This window comes from Streptomyces sp. NPDC046931, assembly GCF_040644655.1.
Lineage (GTDB): Bacteria > Actinomycetota > Actinomycetes > Streptomycetales > Streptomycetaceae > Streptomyces.
This window is the reverse complement of record NZ_JBEYWX010000005.1, coordinates 167,022-183,703: the sequence shown is the minus strand read 5'-3', so window position 1 is coordinate 183,703 and position 16,682 is coordinate 167,022. Positions and strand designations below refer to the sequence as shown.

The following is a 16,682-nucleotide window of genomic DNA, read 5'->3' as shown; positions in this document are numbered from 1 at the left end:
GGCGAGGGCGATGGCGCTGTGGCCCGCAACGGATGAGCGGCCGCGACAAGGACGCGGAGATTCTCGCCCTGCGCCCACCGTGTCGGGCTGGACCAGCAACCGGAGCCGACGCAGAAGCGATCAGCACGACGCTGTGTCCGCCGAACCCGGCGAGCGCGAGGTTCGAGGCGGCGGGGCCGTGGGGCGACGGTGCGGACGTTGCGGGCGACGTTGCGCGGGATCTCTTCCTCGCGCACCGAGTGCTCCGGGGCGGACTTGAGCACGGAGTGGATGTAGGTCAGGGGCAGCCGCGAGAGCCGCTGGAAGCAGCACTTTCCCGTGGCGCAACAGCGGGGTTGGTCTCGGGCGGTGTCCAGGCCGCGGGTGCAGCACTGGCAAGTGGTGCGGAGCTGGTTGAGCCAGGTGCGGACTTCCTCGGCGGTGAGCTTGGCGAGCTTCTTCCGTCCGAGGCCGGGAAAGCGGTTCTGACCTGCGCTGCCCAGACGGACACGCAAGTATGGGCTATGCGCCACGCTGACCGGTAACCATGTGGTCGAGCGGCACCAACCGGTGTAGCGTCGTGATCAGCAGTCGTGGTTCCGAAGTCCCGTTCGCCCGTGATCGCAATCGCGGGCGTTTTTGATGTTCAACGCCTCTCCGGACCAGGGCGATCACCTCCGGATCCCGCACGGTGCGGGACCCGATACAAGTCCCTTCGAAGGAGACAGGCACATGGCCAAGGGCACTGTGAAGTGGTTCAACGCGGAAAAGGGCTTCGGCTTCATCGAGCAGGACGGCGGCGGCCCGGACGTGTTCGCCCACTACTCGAACATTCAGAGCCAGGGCTTCCGTGAGCTGCAGGAGGGTCAGAAGGTCGAGTTCGACGTCACGCAGGGCCAGAAGGGCCCGCAGGCGGAGAACATCCGCCCCCTGTAACACCTCACGCAAATGAGCCCCGGCCGGGATGCACTCACCGGCCGGGGCTCATTTGTCCCGGAGGCCACCAGGGCCCGGTCCGTTCCGGGACTCCGGCGCCCGCCCGCCCTTCGCCTGGGGGCTTGCCGGGGCGGCGGGCGACGTCGTCCCGGCGCCCCGGGCGCGAAGAAGACGGCGAAGAAAGCGCTACGGCCTGCCCGCCACCCTGCCGGAGGAGGAGCGGCGCGCCGGACGGCACTCGGACGGCCGCAAGGTGGTCAGGCAGCTCGCCAAGACCAACTGGCAGCTCACTCAGCGCGGCTTCGGCCCGCGGGCGCGGATCTACCGACCGGCCGAAGGCTCCAAGCGCAACTGCGTCCAGCTGTGCATCTCGGCCTGGAACGCCCTGGACGTCCGCGAGTGGGACCCGAGAACGACCCGGCCCAGCCGACGATGCACCCAGCCGACCTCGCCCGATTCCTGGGCACGTACGCGCAGCGGGTGATGACCCGCGGCAGGCACAGCACCCACGGCGTCGTCAGCCGCGCTCCGCGAACAGTGCCTCCGACGCCGCACGGCGCCGGGCGTACGGCCAGCCAGTAGGGCGCTGCAGGTCAGGCCAGTGTCGACGTCCATGTCGATGGCGATCGTGACGCGCTGGATGTGGGCTGGCAGGGCGGCAATGTGGAGGGCTGCGCGTTCGACGGTGTGCGGGCCCCCGGTCTGCTTGCCCAGCAGGCGGGCCGCACCGTGGTCGGCGGAGGGCTGGTTGTAGAAGACGAAGTCCTCGTCGCAGGTGACCTGGCCGCCCGTGTCGGTCAGGAAGAGGGTGAGGTCGGCGTCGGCGTCGGCGCCTGCGAAGCTGAAGGCGATGCGCAGCTCTTGCCAGGCCTCCTCGGGCAGCACCAGGTTCTGTCCCGGCATGAGTGCGGTCGCAGGGGGTGGCTCGGCAGCGCAGGAGTGGGGGTCGGTGCCGCGGGAGCGGGCGGCGGTGACGGGGGAGTGGTCTGGCTCTTCCACTCGGCGAAGGGGCGGACGGTAGGGATCCGGCAGGGGAGCGGAGGATGCGCCAGGGATGTTGGCGCGCAGGTCTCCGTCGAGGCCGGCCGGGGTCGCATCCTTCCCTCATCAGTCTCCCAGCTCTGCCCTCCCGGCCTGCCCCGAACGTGCTCAGTCGGTCAGGCCCAGCGCCCCCGCTGCCTGAATCGCCAGCCAGACCTCGGCCAGGGCCCCCGTCGATGTCAGATCACGGTCGGCGAGAGCACCGAAACGGCGCAGCCGGTAGGCGAGGGTGTTGGGGTGTATGTGGAGCGCCGCCGCGGCCGTCTCGGTGCGGCGGTCGCGCTCCATCCAGGTGCGGGCGGAGACCAGCAGCTGCGAGTCATGGGTTTCGTCGTAGCGCAGGACCGCACCAAGCACGTACTCGACCAGCGCGGTCAGGGCAGCGGGGTCGTCGGGCAGCCACCGGCCCGTCGAGTCGTCGCCGTATCGGACGACGGGGCGACCCGACTCCACGGCCTTGGCGACCGCCCAGAGCGCCTCGCGCTGGGCGACCTTCAGCGCGGCGCCCGGCAGGAAGGTGCGGCTGACCCCGGCTGCCCCGGCCTGAAGCTCAGCGACGGCCACCGCCAGCTCCGACGGCCCCAGGACGTAGCGGTCCTCACCTCGGGTGAGCAGCAGATGGGGTTGGTCCTGCAGACAGGACAGCAGCGCCTCGTCGGTGGTGTGGCGCACTACGAGGAGTACGGTGTCGCCCTCGATCGCGTGCCGGGCGAGCCGGCGGCGCGCCACCTCCGGGTCGAGCACCTCCTGCAGTAGTTCGGCCAGTGTCTCCGCGCCCTCGCGGCGCAGCGTCTCGCGCTCGTTGCGTACCATCGCCAGCCGCAGCGCCGCCACCGTGGCGATGTGCTGGACGACGGCGAGTCCCGCGGGCTGGGCGCCCTGACGCTCGCATGCGACCAGAAAGCCCGCCGGGCCGCCGGGCGCGGGCACCGGGAGGACGAATCCGCCGGGGATCGTCGGCGGGGCGTCGGTGGAAACGGGCAGGACAGCGGGATCCGGCACGGGAACGCCGGGCAGGAGCGGGTGGCCCTGCGGTGTGCAGAGATAGACGTCGTAACCCGACAGGTCTTCGAGACGGCGCAGAAGTGTGGGCGTGTCGAGATCCTCGGCGACCAGCCAGCGCAGCGCGCCGAAGACCTGGAGCTGCGCGCCCAGCCGGTGCCGGGCGTCCTCCTGGGCCGCGGCCGCGACTTCCTGGGCGACCGCGATGAACGGGACGGCGAGCGGTACTTCGAGAACCGGGAAGCCCCGCTCCTCCGCCGCCTGGAAGAACGCATCGTGCAGCGGGGGCATGTGCAGCTGCGCGGAGAGGGCCAGAGCGGATACCCCGGCGTCGTCCAGCCGCTCCAGGTAGGCGCGCTGTCCGGCCGCAGTACGGGGGACCGCCAGGCCCGCCGTCATGATCACCTCGGCGCCCAGGAGCCAGGGCGTGGGATCGGCAAGCTCGCTGGCGTGCGCCCAGGAGACGGACCGGTCCAGACCGGCGCTGCCGGCCTTCACGGAGAGCTGGAGCGCCGGGAAGGAGAGCAGATCACCGACGGTGAGTTTGTTGCTTGCCACACAAAACAGCGTACGGCTCTGTGGCAAACACAATTGTCGCTGGTCATCCGCGGGCCCCACACTGCATCGTCGCCCCTGCATGACCGGAAGATGGAGCACCCATGACGACCTCGATAACCGAGATAGAGACCTATGGTGTCGAGCGGATCCCGGACAAGGACCGTACAGCCCGCCCGATCGATCTGTTCCGGCTCGCCTTCGGCGGTGCCAACACTTTCGCGACCTGTGTGCTGGGCGCCTTCCCGATCCTTTTCGGCCTCTCCTTCTGGCAGGGTGTCGCGGCGACCGTCCTCGGTCTCGTGGCGGGTGCGCTCCTGCTGGCCCCGATGGCGTTGTTCGGCCCCGCCAACGGCACGAACAACGCTGTCTCCTCCTCCGCGCACCTGGGCGTGCACGGCCGGGTCGTCGGCTCGTTCCTCTCCCTGCTCACCGCCATCGCGTTCTTCTCGATCTCGGTGTGGTCCTCGGGGGACGCGCTCGTCGGCGGCGCGCACCGGCTCGTCCACGTCCCCGAGTCGGACGTGACCTACGGCATCGCGTACGCGATCTTCGCCGGGCTGGTCCTCGTCGTCTGCGTCTACGGATTCCGGTTCATGCTGCTGGTCAACAAGATCGCGGTGCTGGCGGCGTCGGCCCTCTTCGTACTCGGCGCCTTCGCCTTCGCGGGCGACTTCGACCCCGGTTACGCAGGAGCCTTCGCCTCCACGGCCGACCCACTGTTCTGGCCTTCGTTCATCGGCTCCGCGCTGATCGTGCTCTCCAACCCGGTCTCCTTCGGCGCGTTCCTCGGTGACTGGTCCCGCTACATCCCGGCCGGGGCTCCGCGCCGCCGGGTGATGGGGGCCGCGTTCCTCGCCCAGATCGCCACCCTGCTGCCGTTCCTCTTCGGCCTGGCCACCGCGTCGATCATCGCGTCGAAGGCCGAGAAGTACGTCGACCCTGCCGCCCCCAACTACGTGGGCGGACTGCTCGCGATCTCACCGGGCTGGTACTTCCTGCCGCTCTGCCTGATCGCCCTGATCGGCGGCCTCTCCACCGGCACGACGTCCCTGTACGGCACGGGGCTCGACTTCTCCAGCGTCTTTACGCGCTTCAGCCGCGTCCAGGCCACCTTCTTCATCGGTGCCCTGTCCATCGCGTTCATCTTCGCCGGCCGCTTCGCGCTCAACCTCGCGCAGTCCATCTCCACCTTCGCCACGCTGATCATCACCTGCACCGCACCGTGGATGATCGTCATGACGCTCGGCTACGTCACCCGGCGCGGCTGGTACGACGCGGAGGCTCTGCAGGTCTTCAACCGCCGCCAGCGCGGCGGCCGCTACTGGTTCACGCACGGCTGGAACTGGCGCGGCATGTCCACCTGGCTCGTCTCCGCCGTCGTGGCGCTCCTCTTCACCAACCTGCCCGGCCAGTTCGTCGGCCCGCTCGGCGATCTCGCGGGCGGCACGGACATCTCGCTGCTGGTCGGCCTCACCCTCGCGATCGTGCTCTACCTCGCCCTGCTCGCTGTGTTCCCCGAACCGCGCGCCGTGTACGGGCCGGCCGGGCCCCGATTCGTGCGGGCGTCGGATGCCCCGGTGCCGCCGATCACCGGTGACACCGGGGAGACCGTCACCGAGCCCGTCGTGGCCCACTGAGGCCTCGCCATCACCTACGTAACCGAACGCCTTGCGTTCCGGCCTCGACCGCCGGACGCCCGTGACCAGGAGCCGTGCATGAGCACCACCACTGTCCAGGAGGTCCGGACCGCTGCGGACGCGCTTGTCGCCGCCTTCGCCGAGGGCCGTCTCGACGACTACTTCGGCGCCTTCGCCCCCGACGCGACCTTCGTCTTCCACACCACCCCGCAGCGGCTCGGCTCCACGGCCGAGTACCGGGCGCTGTGGCAGCAGTGGGTCGAACAGGACGGCTTCCGGATCCTCGGCTGCACTTCGTCCGAACAGCTGATCCAGCACTTCGGCGACACGGCCGTCTTCAGTCACAACGTCGAGACCCGGGTTGCCACCCACACCAGCGAGGAGACGGTCCACGAACGGGAGACCATCGTCTTCACCCGCGCCGACGGCGGCCGCTGGGTCGCCGTCCACGAGCACCTGTCCGCCCGTACCGCCGCCTAACCAGGGGATACGCATGAGCACCACCTTCCGCAACTACATCGACGGTGCGTTCGCCAACGCCTCGGACGACCGCACGCTCGATGTGGTGGACCCCACCACTGGTGACGTCTACGCGACTTCCCCGCTCTCGGGGGCCGCGGACGTGGACGCCGCGATGGCGGCCGCGGCCTCGGCGTTCCCCATATGGCGCGACACCACACCGTCCGTACGGCAGCGCGCACTGTTGAAGATCGCCGACGCGATGGAGGCACGAGCCGACGAACTGGTCGCCGCGGAGAGCCGGGACACCGGCAAGCCGCTCCACCTCACCCGCAGTGAGGAACTCGCCCCCGCAATCGACCAGATCCGCTTCTTCGCGGGCGCGGCGCGCATGCTGGAGGGCCGCTCGGCCGGCGAGTACATGGAGGGAATGACCTCTGTCATCCGCCGCGAGCCGGTCGGTGTGTGCGCCCAGGTCGCGCCATGGAACTACCCTCTGCTGATGGCGGTGTGGAAGTTCGCCCCGGCGCTCGCGGCGGGCAACGCCGTGGTCCTCAAGCCCTCGGACACCACCCCGGCCTCCACCGTTCTGATCGCCGAGATCATCGGCGGTGTCCTGGAGGAGCTGGCACTGCCCCGCGGAATCTTCAATGTGGTCTGCGGTGACCGTGAGACCGGCCGTCTGATGGTGGAGCACCCGACCCCCGCGATGGCGTCCATCACCGGTTCGGTACGCGCCGGCATCCAGGTCGCCCAGAGCGCCTCCAGGGACGTCAAGCGGGTCCACCTGGAACTCGGAGGCAAGGCCCCGGCGGTGGTCTTCGAGGACGCCGACCTGGTGAAGGCGGTCGAGGACCTGGTGATCGGCGGCTTCTTCAACGCCGGGCAGGACTGCACGGCCGCCACCCGCGTCCTGGTCCACGAGACGGTCCACGACGAGTTCGTCGCCGCCCTCGCCAAAGCCGCGGCCGACACCAGGACCGGGCTGCCGGACGACCAGGACGTGCTCTACGGACCGCTGAACAACGCGGGCCAGCTCGCCCAGGTCAGCGGCTTCATCGAGCGCCTCCCCGAGCATGCCAGGATCGAGGCGGGCGGCCACCGGGTCGGCGAGCAGGGCTACTTCTACGCCCCGACCGTGGTCTCCGGCCTCCGGCAGGACGACGAGATCATCCAGAACGAGGTCTTCGGCCCGGTCATCACCGTCCAGTCCTTCACGGACGAGGCCCAGGCCCTGCGGTACGCCAACGGCGTCGACTACGCGCTGGCCTCCTCGGTGTGGACCAAGGACCACGCGCGGGCGATGCGGATGTCGAAGAACCTCGACTTCGGCTGTGTGTGGATCAACACCCACATGGCCCTCGTCGCCGAGATGCCGCACGGCGGGTTCAAGAAGTCCGGCTATGGCAAAGACCTCTCCGCATACGGCTTCGAGGACTACACCCGGATCAAGCACGTCATGACGTCGCTCTGAGGTCCGGCAACTCGTCGGCCGCGCCCCGGCCTGTCCCGGGGCGGGCCGAGGGGTCCACACCACCGACCGCGACACCCGGCAACTCCTCGCCCGCCTCATGCCCGGCACCGGATCGGGCGGTTGTCCCGGGCAACGGGCGGCCCATGTCCCGTTCCGTCGTACCCCAGCCGCTGTTCGTGCCAAGCGCGCAGTGCCTGACTGCTTGGAACCCCGGCCTTCCGCTCGACCATCCACCCGCTGTCTTCGTGGCCTCCTCGGGCGTCGTCGGCAGAGAGAACGGCCGCTCGACCTCCAGGGCCATGTGCCCCTGGATCCGCTCGGGATCGCAGGGCACCGCAGACACCGTCACCGGAACTTCGCGGCTGCCCGGCTGCCCGCGGTGCGTCACCGGTGCAGGGACTCGGCGACGGCCGGGTCCTCGAGCACGGTGACGCACCAGGCGAAGTGCTCGTCACCGCCGCCCGGCGCGAAGGCGTCGCTCGTGGCCATCGCATAGGCGGCCCGGTACAGCAGGAGGTCGTCGACCGCGTAGCCGAACTCGTCGGCGAACCGCGTGGTGAGCTGCCGGGTGATCTCCGGGGCGTGCTCGGTGCCCGCCGGGAAGATGGCCGCGGCCACGGCGGCGTCGAACCGGGGGTCCCCGCCCGTGGACAGGAAGCCGTAGTCCACGAGGGCGAGCGGCCGCAGGTCGTCGTCCACCAGCACGGTCTCCGGGAAGACGTCACCGTGGACGACCGCCTCGTCGGTACGGGGCAGCGAGCGCAGCTTCCGAAGCAGCCGGGCGCGCGTGTCGTCGAAGTCGCGGACATGCGTGGAGAGCCGGTCCGCGCACCGGCTGACCCGCCGGTCCACCAGGTCCGCCAGGGCGGATCCGAAAGTGGTGTGGCCTTCCCACAGCGGGCGTTCCTCGTCCAGCACAGGAAGGTGCTTGACCTCGTCGACGTCATGGGCGTCCGCGAGGGCGCGCAGCACGCCGACCAGGCAGTCGACCGCTTCGGGCAGCACCTCGTCCGGGTCGTCGGTGCGGATCCTGCCTGCCAAGGGCTCGCCGGTCAGCTCCCGCTCCACGGTCATCGGGACACCGTCGATGTCCTCGACGGCGAGGATCTCCGGGGAGCCGAACGGCAGGTGCGCCGCGGCATCGGCGTAGAAACGCTGCATCCGCCGCAGTTCGGATCCCCGTCGGCGCTCCCACACCTTGGCCACCGTTCCGTCCCCGAGTCGGTAGACGGCTCCCTCCACCGCCGCCTCGACGGGCCCGGCGTCGGGATATCCGGCGTCGACGAAATGTCGTACGCGCCGGGCCGTGGTGTCCCGTATCGCATCGGACATCTCGTGCCTCCTTCCGCCCCCGGCGTGAACGACCGGCCGGTCGGCGGAGCCGACGCCGGGACCATCTCCCACGGTAGGCCCCTCGCCCGCGCGACACCCGGTGACGGAGCGCTGCCGGGCGCCGTGCGGACCGCCACGCGTACACGGCGGAACAGTGCCGGCGGATCCTGCGTATCCGGAGCCGACAGTGGCTGTTCCTTCGTACACTGGCGGCCGTCGCCCGCCGACGGCCGCGTCCGGCCACTGCGCGGGGACCCGCCGACGGGCACCATGCACTGCGGCGTCCGTCGGCCGCAGCCCACTACCGCTAAACCGCCGCCTCCTACGAGGCAGCGGTCAGTCTCGCATCGTTCCTGATCTGGGCAAGATCCGTTTGAAGACGCCTAGTGAGGATGCCCAGGGCCGTGTCCGGTCGGCAGTGGACGCAGCCGGCACCCGCTGGCGAAACGCCTCCAGGGCCTGCTGCCGAGCCACCGGGCGGCACCGTCCGCTGCCCAGCACTCGCCAGTGTGCACGGCTAGACGTTCGTGCGGTTGAAGCCCGTACTGGATCAACACTCAGGCGCAGGCGGCCGCCTCTCCTCGCCCCGGCGCCGCTCCGCCCCGCGTCGTTCCTCATCGGCTTCCACCTAAGTGCCGCTGCCGTCCGCCGTCGTTGCCGTCACTGCCGGCGGCGACAGAGGTGGGGCGGACTGGGCGGACTCGCGCTGGCCCGTGGGGGGTGCTGGCGGGTATCAGGAGACTTCGTCGTCGCGGAGTGTGAGGTCGAGCAGGCCGGGGAAGCGGGCGTCGAACTCTTCCCGCCGCAGCCGGTTGAGTCGCTTGGGCCCGTCGTCGCGCTGCTCGACCAGCCCGGCGGCGCGCAGGACCGAGAAGTGGTGGCTCTTGGCCGCCCGGCCGACGGGCACGTCGAAGTTGCTGCAGCTCAGGGACCAGTCGGGATGGTCGGCCAGGGTGCGCACCAGCTGTATGCGGACCGGGTCGGCGAGCGCTGTCAGCGCGGTCAGCAGGGGGACGTCGTCGGGGTGCGTGAAAACGGGTGCCGGGCGGTGGCTCTTGCCCGGGGTCTTGTCCGTCATCGCTCGCCCCTCCTGGCGTTGCCCTTTGCGGAGTGTTCGATGGTCATCATACAGTGCGAGCGTTTGCTGCCCGTCGAACGCTCTCGGAGAGGTGGTTCTGCGTATGCGTGCGGTCGAGTTCCAGGAGTACGGCGGCCCTGACGTGCTGCGGGTCGTCGAGGCCGAGGTCCCCGAGCCCGGCGCTGGGCAGGTGGCCATCGACGTCGCGTGGGCGGGCGTCAACTTCGCCGACCTCAAGGCGCGGGCCGAGGGGTATCGGGTCGCCTCGCTGCCCCACCGCCCTGGCCTGGAGGTGTCCGGGCGCATCCGGGCCGTCGGCGAGGGCGTGACCGCGCTGAAGGTGGGGCAGGAGGTCGCCGGGCTCGTGCAGGGCGGCGGATATGCCGACGTGGTCGTTGCCGAGGCGGCGGCCGTGTTCGCTCTGCCCGATGGCATGGACCTGCGCACCGCGGCGACCGTGCCGACGGTGCTGCCGACCGCTCACGCCCTGGTGCACGAGGTGGGTCGGCTGCGGGCCGGGGAGAGCATCCTTGTGCAGGGCGCTGCCGGCGGGATCGGCACGGCAGTCGGGCAACTGGCCCGCGCGGCGGGCGCCGGTGCCGTGTACGGGGTGACCTCCAGCAAGGCCAAGGCCGAGCACGCCCGCGCGCACGGATACGACGACGTGTTCCTGGCCGACGCCTTCGACCAGGACGTGCGCCGCGCCACCGGCGGCAGGGGCGTCGATTTGGTTCTCGACCCGGTCGGCGGAGACACGCTGCGCCGCGGACTGGATGCGCTGGCCGTCTTCGGGCGCCTCGTCTCCTTCGGTAACGCGAGCGGCGCCGAGCCGTGGCAAGCCGGACAGGCCGGCCTTGCCGCCCGCGGCCTGTCCATCAGCGGCTTCTCCGTTTTGGCCCTTGCCGGCACGGCACCGGAGGCGTTGCGCGAGCTGACCAGTCGCGCGCTGCGCACCGTCGCCGAGGGGACCGTGTCCCTGCCCGTCACCGCGGAATTCGCGCTGCAGGACGCGGCCGAGGCCCACCGCCTCATGGGCGGCCGCACCTCCACCGGCAAGCTCCTGCTGCGCGCCGCCTGAGACGAGCACCCCCACGACCGGCGGGGGACAGGCACTCCTGCCGCGCCCAGCTCCGCACACCGACTCCGGACGTCCCGCGCTTCCAGAGCCTTCGATCATGGACGAAAACGATGCAACTCAGCAGTGCGCCGCAAGGCTTCTCGGCCGTGGCGGGCAAGGTGCCCGCCCCCTGTCTGGTCCTGGCCGGGGTCTGCGGGATCCAGTTCGGCGCGGCACTCGCTCCCCGCGTGTATCCGCAGGTGGGTTCCGCCGGAGTGGTGTTCCTGCGCCTGCTGATCGCGGGCGGGCTGCTGTGCGTGATGTGGCGGCCGCGGCGCGCGGCACTGAGCCGGATGAAGGGAGCCTGGCCGGCCATGCTCGGCGCGGGCACCCTGCTCGCCGGCCATCACATCGCGTTCTTCGCGGCCGTGGAAAGCAACGTTCCGCTCGGCGTCGTCGCCACGATCGAGTTCCTCGGCCCCTTCACCATCGCCCTGGCCGCTTCCCGGCGCCTGGCCGACCTGGTGCCAGCCTGCGTGGCGGCAGGCGGCGTGGCGTTGCTGAGCGGAGGCGGCGCGGCCTCCCTCCCGCCGGGCGGCGTCGTCCTGGCCGCCCTGGCGGCTTGCTGCTGGGCCGGATACATCCTCGTCTCCGCCCGCATGGCCAGGCTGATCGACGGAGGCCAGGGGCTGGCGGTCGTCTTCACCTGGGCCGCATTGGTGAGCGCACCGTACGGCATCCTGCACGGCAAAACGGCCCTGCTGGATCCGCACGTGCTGTGGGTGGCTGTGGTGGTGGCGGTCGCCTCCAGCGTCCTTCCCTACTCCCTCAACCTCGAAGCACTGCGCCGGATCCCGCCCCGGGTCTTCGGCGTGCTCACCAGCCTGGAACCAGCCGCCGGAGCCGTATTCGGCCTGGCCGTCCTGGGACAGCATCTTCGCTGGCCGCAATGGCTCGGCATTGCAGCAGTCGCCAGCGCCTCCGTCACGGCAGTACTCACGAGCCCCGAGAAGAGGTCCCGTGTCCGAGCCACAGGCTCCCCGGCCGCCGAAACGAGTGCTGCTCGCGAAGAGGCCGGAGTTCCTGCCTGTGGGGTGCCATAAGTCCGCATGTCCTCTGACCTGGGCGTTCGTCAGTTCCCCGTGACCTCCGTCAGGATGCATCGCTGTACTCGTGGATGAGTCCGCCGAGGACGTCGTGTCTCTGTACGCGCTGTGCTGGGAACGGGATGACGTTCGAGTCGTCGGCAGGGGCTCGCAGTTGCAGGGCCCGGTGCGGCCTTCCGGAGTTGCAGTGCTCGGCGTGCTCGGCGAGGACCTGCCGGGCGTGCCGCTCGTTGTGGATCAGGATCCGATCGGTGCACTCGGCGCGGACGCTGCGAATGCATCTCTCGGTGTGGGCGTTCATCTTCGGCGCCTGCGGCGCGCTCTTCAAGACCGATATGTTCTCGCTCGTGAAGACGGCGTCGAAGGCGTCGGTGTACTTCGCGTCCCGGTCGCGCAGCAGGTAGCGGAAGCCGGTAGCGCGCTCGCCGAGGTCGGGCAGCAGGTTGCGGGCGAGTTGGGTGGCCCAGGCGGCGGTGGGGTGGGCGGTGACGCCGAGGACGTGGACGGTGCGGGTGCCGGCCTCCATGACGAAGAAGACGTACAGCCGCTTCAGGGTCACCGTGTCGACGTGGAAGAAGTCCGCCGCGAGGAGTCCGCTTGCCTGGGCGCGGGGCGGGTACCGCCGGCCGACGGCCTGGCGAAACGGGTGCGCACCGCGTATTTCGACCGGCCCGGCAACCGCTGGCCGCTGCGCCTGAACGCGGAGCAGATCGAGTCGGTGGCCTACGCCTTCCACCTGCCTTCCATGGGTGGTTCTGTCGCGGAGGCCAACCGGTTCGGCCGGGCGTACGGCGTCGCGTTCCGCGCGGACCGGGCCACGGGAACCCTCCGCTTGACCCGCCCGCAGTGAGCAGCACACGCGAGCGGCAAGAGGCCAACGGCAGTCGGAGGGAATGTTCGCCGGGCGTGTGTCGTTGCACAGGCCGTGATGGTGAAGGGGACAGTGTCCCCGGGCCTCATCTATTGCCTGTGGGGACGATCGTTCGGCTGAAGCCCCGCAGAGCCTTTCGCCGCGTAGGCGACCGCCCTTCACGAGCACACCCTTTTCAGGGTCGGCCCCGGACAGCGTGCGCTGTCCGGGGCCGACCGTTGTCTAAGACCGTGTCCTATGTGGTGATCGCTCGTTGGGCTGTGCATGGGGCGGGGTACGTGGAGTTGGATTGTTCCGGACGGCCTGTGGGAGATCGCCGAGCCGCTGATCCCGCCGTCGAAGGTGCGGCCGCAGGGCGGGGGAACGCCGGACACGCCTGATGAGACGCTGTTCGCGGCGATCATCTACGTGCTGGTCAGCGGTTGTGCCTGGCGGGCCCTCCCGCCGTGTTTCGGGATATCGAAGTCGACTGCGCACCGCCGGTTCCTGATCTGGTCGCGGGCCGGGGTGTGGGGCCGGCTGCATGAGGCGGTGCTGCACCGACTCGATGACGCCGGCCTCATCGACGTCTCGCGCGTGGTCCTCGACTCCGCTCACGTGCGGGCTAAAAAAGGGGCGAACTCACAGGTCCGAGCCCCGTGGACCGGGGCAAGCCGGGTTCCAAGATGCACGTCCTGTCGGACGCGAACGGACTGCCCCTGGTCGTCGGTGTCTCGGCCGCCAACACCCACGACAGCGAAGCTCTGAAGCCCATGCTCGAGGGTCACCAAACGAGACATGACCCCCACCGCGGCCGCCACTTCAAGCCTCAGCGCCTGCACGCCGACAAGGCGTATGACGTCCCCCACCTGCGGAAATGGTTACGCGGCAAACACATCGGCGTGCGCATCGCCCGTAAAGGCATCGAGTCCAGCGAACGCCTGGGTCGCCGTCGTTGGGTGATCGAGCGAACGATGTCCTGGCTGTCCGGCTACCGCAGGCTCAGCCCCCGATATGAGCACGATCCCCGTAACTACCTGGCCTTTCTCGGCCTCGCGGCCGCCATCTGCTGCTACAAGCGACTGCTCCGCCTCACCACATAGGACACGGTCTAAGTCGATGATGCCGAGACCCGCGTCGGGTCGGCAGTGGGTGCAGGCGCTGGTGCCGTGGGCGAGCAGACGGCGGGCTTCGTCCCGCTCGATAGGCCGGCGTCGTTTGCCTGCCATGTAGCAGGTGCCCCGGTGGACCTGCACCGGTGGTCGACCGATACCGATGCCGAGCTCGACGATCCACTCGGGCGGCTCGGGCTTCGCCCGTCGGCCATGGTCCTGCTCGGCCTGCCGCTTGAGAAGCAGTTCGATCTTGCGGTCGATGCGGGCCAGCCACATCGCATGCCACACCCGCAAGGTGCGCAGCCGCTCAAGGTCGGGCGGCAAGTCGTCGAACATGTTTTTGATTCTAAGCGCGTGATCGACACCCGTCGCCCTCGCGTGTTCGATTTTATGTTCGATAACGTGGGGGTGGGAGGTGACCACGGTGAACCACGAAATGGCGCAGGTCGCACGGCCGACAGTCATGCATGTGCGCGGCCCGGAGCGTCTGCCGGAGGAGCTCTACCGGCAGCTGCTGGAGCTGCTGGCGGACCTCTCTCCGGTCGTGCAGGCGCTGCCGCCGTCCTGTGCGCTGGTCGAACTCAAAGGGGCCCTGCGCTACCACGGCACCGACGCGGCCCACCTGGGGGAGGTGCTCAGGGTCAGGTCCATCTCCCGCCTTGGCGTCGACGTCCGTGTCGGTGTCGGTCCCACGATCACGGTCGCTGCCACCGCCTCCGGCCAGATCCCCAGCCCGGGAGGCGTCCTCGCCATCGGCCCCGACCAGGTCGCCGACTGGCTCGGGCCGCTGCCCGTGGAGGCCCTGCACGGCATCGGCCCGCGCCAGGCCGCCGTCCTTCGCGACTACGGCATCCACTGCATCGGGCTGCTCGCCGACGTCTCACCCGCCACCGTGCAGCGCCTGCTCGGCGAGACGGCCGGCCGTCTCGCCACCGACCGCGCCCGCGGCATCGACCCCCGCCCTGTCGTCCCGCGCGCGCTGCCCGCCTCCGCCACCATGCGGCACCGCTTCACCCACCACACCCTGGACGGGGCCGCCGTCCGGGCCGCCCTCCTCGACCTCGTCGTCCAGCTCGCCCTCATGCTGCGCCGCCGCGGCCAGGTGGCCCAGGCACTCACCCTGACCCTGCGCTTCGCGGGCGGCACCACCTGGCACAAGACCCGCCGCCTGACGGAAGCCTCGGCCCACGACCAAGACCTACGCACCCTCGCCTACCAGCTGATGGACGCCGCCGGCCTCCAGCGCTCCCGGCTGACCGGCATCTCCCTCAAAGGCGAGGACCTCATCAGTGCCGACCAGGTCGCCCAGCAGATCAGCCTCGATCAAGCACGCGAGTCCCGGCTGGTGGCCGAAGGAACCATGGACCGCATCCGAGCCAAATTCGGCCCCGGCTCGGTCGGTCCCGCCTCCACCACCCGTTTCCGCCGCGTTTCGTAGCCTGTCCTCATCTTCTGGACTCACAAGCCGTCTCGAGGCCCTGGTTGACCGGCGCAGGCATCACTCAGGCACGGCCACCGGAGATTCGGCGTCGACTTCCAAACGCTCAGCGGCCTGGGCGAATTGATGGGCAGCGCGGTAGGGCGGCTTGCGACGAGGGCCGTCTGTCCTGGATCAGCACACCGGCACCGGTATAACTGCCCGGTCGTCTCGATTCCTGACAGCCGTACCGGATCGTGCGCCGCGGAAGGGGGTCAGCCGGTGAGCGCCTGCTGGCGGGTTTCGTGGCAGTCGATGACTGTGTCGAGGCCGACGAGTTGCAGGATGCGCCACACGGAGGGGGCGGGTGCGGCCAGGCGGAGCCAGCCGCCGGCCTCGGTGAGGGTGCGGTGGGCGATGATGAGTATGTTGATGCCGCTGGAGTCCATGAAGGTCACCCGGGCCAGGTCCACCACGATGCGGGGCCGGGGCACGCTGGAGACGTCCAGGGCCTGGTGGAGCGTGTCACCGGTCCGGTGGTCGATTTCCCCGGCCACGGTCAGTACGTGGATGCCGTCGGTGACGGTGGCCACGACGGACAGCTCGCCCGGCTGCACCGCCTGTTCGGTGTCCGTCACTTCTTCCTCAGCCATGTCGGGGATCCTGGCACAGCCAGATCTTCACGGGAACCGCTGCCCCGCATATGCCGGCCGATGCCGTGGTGAGACGGAGCCCACACGAAGGCAGCAGGCATCATCTTCCCCGGCCGGGGTACAAGCGTCCGGTGTGAACGGGGAGTGAAGGCGGCCGCGATGGAATCAGTGCCCGTGTACGAGGATGGCGCCACGCAGGGCGAGCACGCCATTCAGACCACGACGGCGCTGGACGGGGACGGCACAGTCATCGCCCAGGCCCGTCATCTGGCCGTCGAGTTCCTCACTCGTGTGCAGACCGACCACGGGCTGCCGGTCTCGCAGCGCGCCATGGACCTGACCCAGCTGGTGGTCAGCGAGCTGGTCACCAACGCCCGCAAGTACGCTCCCGGGCCGGTGTTGCTGGAATTGCGGATCACCGGTGACACGGTCGAGGTCGTGGTCTGGGACTCCGACCCCGTACTGCCCATCGCCAGGGCCGCGGACGTCGGCCGGGTGGGCCAGCACGGCCTGGAGATCGTCATGGCCGTCGCCCAGGGCTTCGAAGCGCAGCGCGAGCCGGTCGGCAAACGCATCACCGCCCGCATCGCCCTGCTGGACGACCCGGACGGGGCGGTCGCCGGACGCCGCCCCCTGTAACGGGGCGGGGCGGACGAGGGCAACGGGGACCTTCACACGAGCGGGCTGGTAGCCGGGCGCGGCGCAGGCACCCGACTGGGGCCGTCTTCCGCGAGGGGCCTCCACGCCGTGATCATCATCCAGCGTTTTCGCGGTGCTGACGCGGTTCCCGGCCATCCTGTGCTCGGGCGTTGTGAGAGACGCCGGGTCACTGCTGGTCGAGGAGGTACTGTCCCAAGCCGCTGCTCTCGCGCCCAGCTGCAAGATCACTCCTACGCCCTGTATGTCTGCGCCGGTATATGCGAGAGCATCCAGGGTCTGGAAAGAGCACGCTTCAATCTCGTCACCCAGGCAGCCCGGCCCGGTCCGC

16 protein-coding genes and 2 pseudogenes are annotated in these 16,682 nt (G+C 70.1%); 10 read left to right on the top strand and 8 right to left on the bottom strand.

Features of this window, described 5'->3' with window-relative positions; all coding sequences use genetic code 11:
- Positions 1 to 158: 158 nt before the first annotated feature.
- Positions 159 to 455, bottom strand: a pseudogene (locus tag ABZ876_RS12780) (site-specific integrase); the annotation flags it as partial.
- A gap of 256 nt (positions 456 to 711) precedes the next feature.
- Here ABZ876_RS12780 and ABZ876_RS12775 point away from each other — a divergent pair.
- The gene (locus tag ABZ876_RS12775; RefSeq protein ID WP_361302033.1) at positions 712 to 915 is read left to right on the top strand and encodes a cold-shock protein; all 204 of its coding nucleotides are present in this window, start codon (positions 712 to 714) and stop codon (positions 913 to 915) included.
- A gap of 321 nt (positions 916 to 1,236) precedes the next feature.
- Here the strand turns inward: ABZ876_RS12775 and ABZ876_RS12770 are convergent, their stop codons facing one another.
- Together ABZ876_RS12770 and ABZ876_RS12765 are read right to left on the bottom strand one after the other, a co-directional pair.
- A complete protein-coding gene (locus ABZ876_RS12770; RefSeq protein WP_361778595.1) occupies positions 1,237 to 1,818 on the bottom strand; it encodes a TerD family protein in 582 nt (193 codons plus the stop codon).
- A 246-nt stretch (positions 1,819 to 2,064) separates the two neighbouring features.
- Positions 2,065 to 3,516 carry a PucR family transcriptional regulator ligand-binding domain-containing protein gene (locus ABZ876_RS12765; RefSeq protein WP_361778592.1) on the bottom strand — a complete coding sequence of 484 codons (1,452 nt, stop codon included), beginning with the start codon at positions 3,514 to 3,516 and terminating at the stop codon, positions 2,065 to 2,067.
- 101 nt (positions 3,517 to 3,617) lie between these two features.
- Here ABZ876_RS12765 and ABZ876_RS12760 point away from each other — a divergent pair, with 101 nt between their 5' ends.
- The 3 genes from ABZ876_RS12760 (at position 3,618) to ABZ876_RS12750 (ending at position 7,086) form a co-directional block, all read left to right on the top strand.
- A complete protein-coding gene (locus ABZ876_RS12760; RefSeq protein ID WP_361778589.1) occupies positions 3,618 to 5,153 on the top strand; it encodes a cytosine permease in 1,536 nt (511 codons plus the stop codon).
- Between the two features lie 78 nt (positions 5,154 to 5,231).
- Positions 5,232 to 5,633, top strand: a complete 402-nt coding sequence (locus ABZ876_RS12755; RefSeq protein ID WP_361778586.1) for a nuclear transport factor 2 family protein — start codon at positions 5,232 to 5,234, stop codon at positions 5,631 to 5,633.
- A gap of 13 nt (positions 5,634 to 5,646) precedes the next feature.
- Positions 5,647 to 7,086 (top strand): gamma-aminobutyraldehyde dehydrogenase, encoded by a 1,440-nt coding sequence (locus tag ABZ876_RS12750; RefSeq protein WP_361778583.1) that lies wholly within the window; start codon positions 5,647 to 5,649, stop codon positions 7,084 to 7,086.
- Between the two features lie 384 nt (positions 7,087 to 7,470).
- Here ABZ876_RS12750 and ABZ876_RS12745 read toward each other — a convergent pair whose 3' ends face one another.
- Both ABZ876_RS12745 and ABZ876_RS12740 read right to left on the bottom strand, forming a co-directional pair.
- Complete coding sequence (locus tag ABZ876_RS12745; RefSeq protein ID WP_361778580.1) at positions 7,471 to 8,418, bottom strand: phosphotransferase; 948 nt, start codon at positions 8,416 to 8,418, stop codon at positions 7,471 to 7,473.
- A gap of 733 nt (positions 8,419 to 9,151) precedes the next feature.
- Positions 9,152 to 9,496: a helix-turn-helix transcriptional regulator gene (locus ABZ876_RS12740; protein WP_361778577.1), complete on the bottom strand. Its 345-nt coding sequence runs from the start codon at positions 9,494 to 9,496 to the stop codon at positions 9,152 to 9,154.
- Positions 9,497 to 9,599: 103 nt separating this feature from the next.
- On the opposite strand from ABZ876_RS12740, the gene ABZ876_RS12735 reads away from it, so the two are divergent.
- Together ABZ876_RS12735 and ABZ876_RS12730 are read left to right on the top strand one after the other, a co-directional pair.
- On the top strand, positions 9,600 to 10,574 hold the full coding sequence (locus ABZ876_RS12735) for a zinc-binding dehydrogenase (RefSeq protein WP_361778574.1): 975 nt from the start codon (positions 9,600 to 9,602) through the stop codon (positions 10,572 to 10,574).
- A 110-nt stretch (positions 10,575 to 10,684) separates the two neighbouring features.
- On the top strand, positions 10,685 to 11,656 hold the full coding sequence (locus ABZ876_RS12730) for an EamA family transporter (RefSeq protein ID WP_361778571.1): 972 nt from the start codon (positions 10,685 to 10,687) through the stop codon (positions 11,654 to 11,656).
- Positions 11,657 to 11,705: 49 nt separating this feature from the next.
- Here the strand turns inward: ABZ876_RS12730 and ABZ876_RS12725 are convergent, their stop codons facing one another.
- Positions 11,706 to 12,218 (bottom strand): integrase core domain-containing protein, encoded by a 513-nt coding sequence (locus ABZ876_RS12725; RefSeq protein ID WP_361778568.1) that lies wholly within the window; start codon positions 12,216 to 12,218, stop codon positions 11,706 to 11,708.
- A gap of 9 nt (positions 12,219 to 12,227) precedes the next feature.
- On the opposite strand from ABZ876_RS12725, the gene ABZ876_RS12720 reads away from it, so the two are divergent.
- Positions 12,228 to 12,509 (top strand): DUF6417 family protein, encoded by a 282-nt coding sequence (locus tag ABZ876_RS12720; protein ID WP_361778565.1) that lies wholly within the window; start codon positions 12,228 to 12,230, stop codon positions 12,507 to 12,509.
- Positions 12,510 to 12,794: 285 nt separating this feature from the next.
- A protein-coding gene (locus ABZ876_RS12715; RefSeq protein ID WP_361778562.1) for an IS5 family transposase occupies positions 12,795 to 13,612 on the top strand; the annotation gives its coding sequence in 2 pieces (ribosomal slippage) (positions 12,795 to 13,143 and positions 13,143 to 13,612; 819 coding nt in all).
- A gap of 33 nt (positions 13,613 to 13,645) precedes the next feature.
- Here ABZ876_RS12715 and ABZ876_RS12710 read toward each other — a convergent pair.
- Positions 13,646 to 13,900: pseudogene (locus ABZ876_RS12710) on the bottom strand (DUF6233 domain-containing protein); the annotation flags it as partial.
- Between the two features lie 160 nt (positions 13,901 to 14,060).
- Here ABZ876_RS12710 and ABZ876_RS12705 point away from each other — a divergent pair.
- Positions 14,061 to 15,062, top strand: coding sequence for a hypothetical protein (locus tag ABZ876_RS12705; protein WP_361779037.1), 1,002 nt, complete (start codon positions 14,061 to 14,063; stop codon positions 15,060 to 15,062).
- Positions 15,063 to 15,316: 254 nt separating this feature from the next.
- Here the strand turns inward: ABZ876_RS12705 and ABZ876_RS12700 are convergent, their stop codons facing one another.
- Positions 15,317 to 15,694 (bottom strand): STAS domain-containing protein, encoded by a 378-nt coding sequence (locus ABZ876_RS12700; protein WP_361778559.1) that lies wholly within the window; start codon positions 15,692 to 15,694, stop codon positions 15,317 to 15,319.
- 159 nt (positions 15,695 to 15,853) lie between these two features.
- On the opposite strand from ABZ876_RS12700, the gene ABZ876_RS12695 reads away from it, so the two are divergent.
- Positions 15,854 to 16,333 (top strand): ATP-binding protein, encoded by a 480-nt coding sequence (locus ABZ876_RS12695; protein WP_361778556.1) that lies wholly within the window; start codon positions 15,854 to 15,856, stop codon positions 16,331 to 16,333.
- Positions 16,334 to 16,682: the final 349 nt, after the last annotated feature.

Coding starts and splice junctions, on each gene's coding strand:
- ABZ876_RS12750 (WP_361778583.1), top strand. CDS start 5,647: ATGAGCACCACCTTCCGCAACTACATCGACGGTGCGTTCGCCAACGCC.
- ABZ876_RS12755 (WP_361778586.1), top strand. CDS start 5,232: ATGAGCACCACCACTGTCCAGGAGGTCCGGACCGCTGCGGACGCGCTT.
- ABZ876_RS12705 (WP_361779037.1), top strand. CDS start 14,061: ATGGCGCAGGTCGCACGGCCGACAGTCATGCATGTGCGCGGCCCGGAG.
- ABZ876_RS12745 (WP_361778580.1), bottom strand. CDS start 8,418: ATGTCCGATGCGATACGGGACACCACGGCCCGGCGCGTACGACATTTC.
- ABZ876_RS12770 (WP_361778595.1), bottom strand. CDS start 1,818: ATGCCGGGACAGAACCTGGTGCTGCCCGAGGAGGCCTGGCAAGAGCTG.
- ABZ876_RS12695 (WP_361778556.1), top strand. CDS start 15,854: ATGGAATCAGTGCCCGTGTACGAGGATGGCGCCACGCAGGGCGAGCAC.
- ABZ876_RS12700 (WP_361778559.1), bottom strand. CDS start 15,694: ATGGCTGAGGAAGAAGTGACGGACACCGAACAGGCGGTGCAGCCGGGC.
- ABZ876_RS12730 (WP_361778571.1), top strand. CDS start 10,685: ATGCAACTCAGCAGTGCGCCGCAAGGCTTCTCGGCCGTGGCGGGCAAG.
- ABZ876_RS12760 (WP_361778589.1), top strand. CDS start 3,618: ATGACGACCTCGATAACCGAGATAGAGACCTATGGTGTCGAGCGGATC.
- ABZ876_RS12775 (WP_361302033.1), top strand. CDS start 712: ATGGCCAAGGGCACTGTGAAGTGGTTCAACGCGGAAAAGGGCTTCGGC.
- ABZ876_RS12740 (WP_361778577.1), bottom strand. CDS start 9,496: ATGACGGACAAGACCCCGGGCAAGAGCCACCGCCCGGCACCCGTTTTC.
- ABZ876_RS12735 (WP_361778574.1), top strand. CDS start 9,600: ATGCGTGCGGTCGAGTTCCAGGAGTACGGCGGCCCTGACGTGCTGCGG.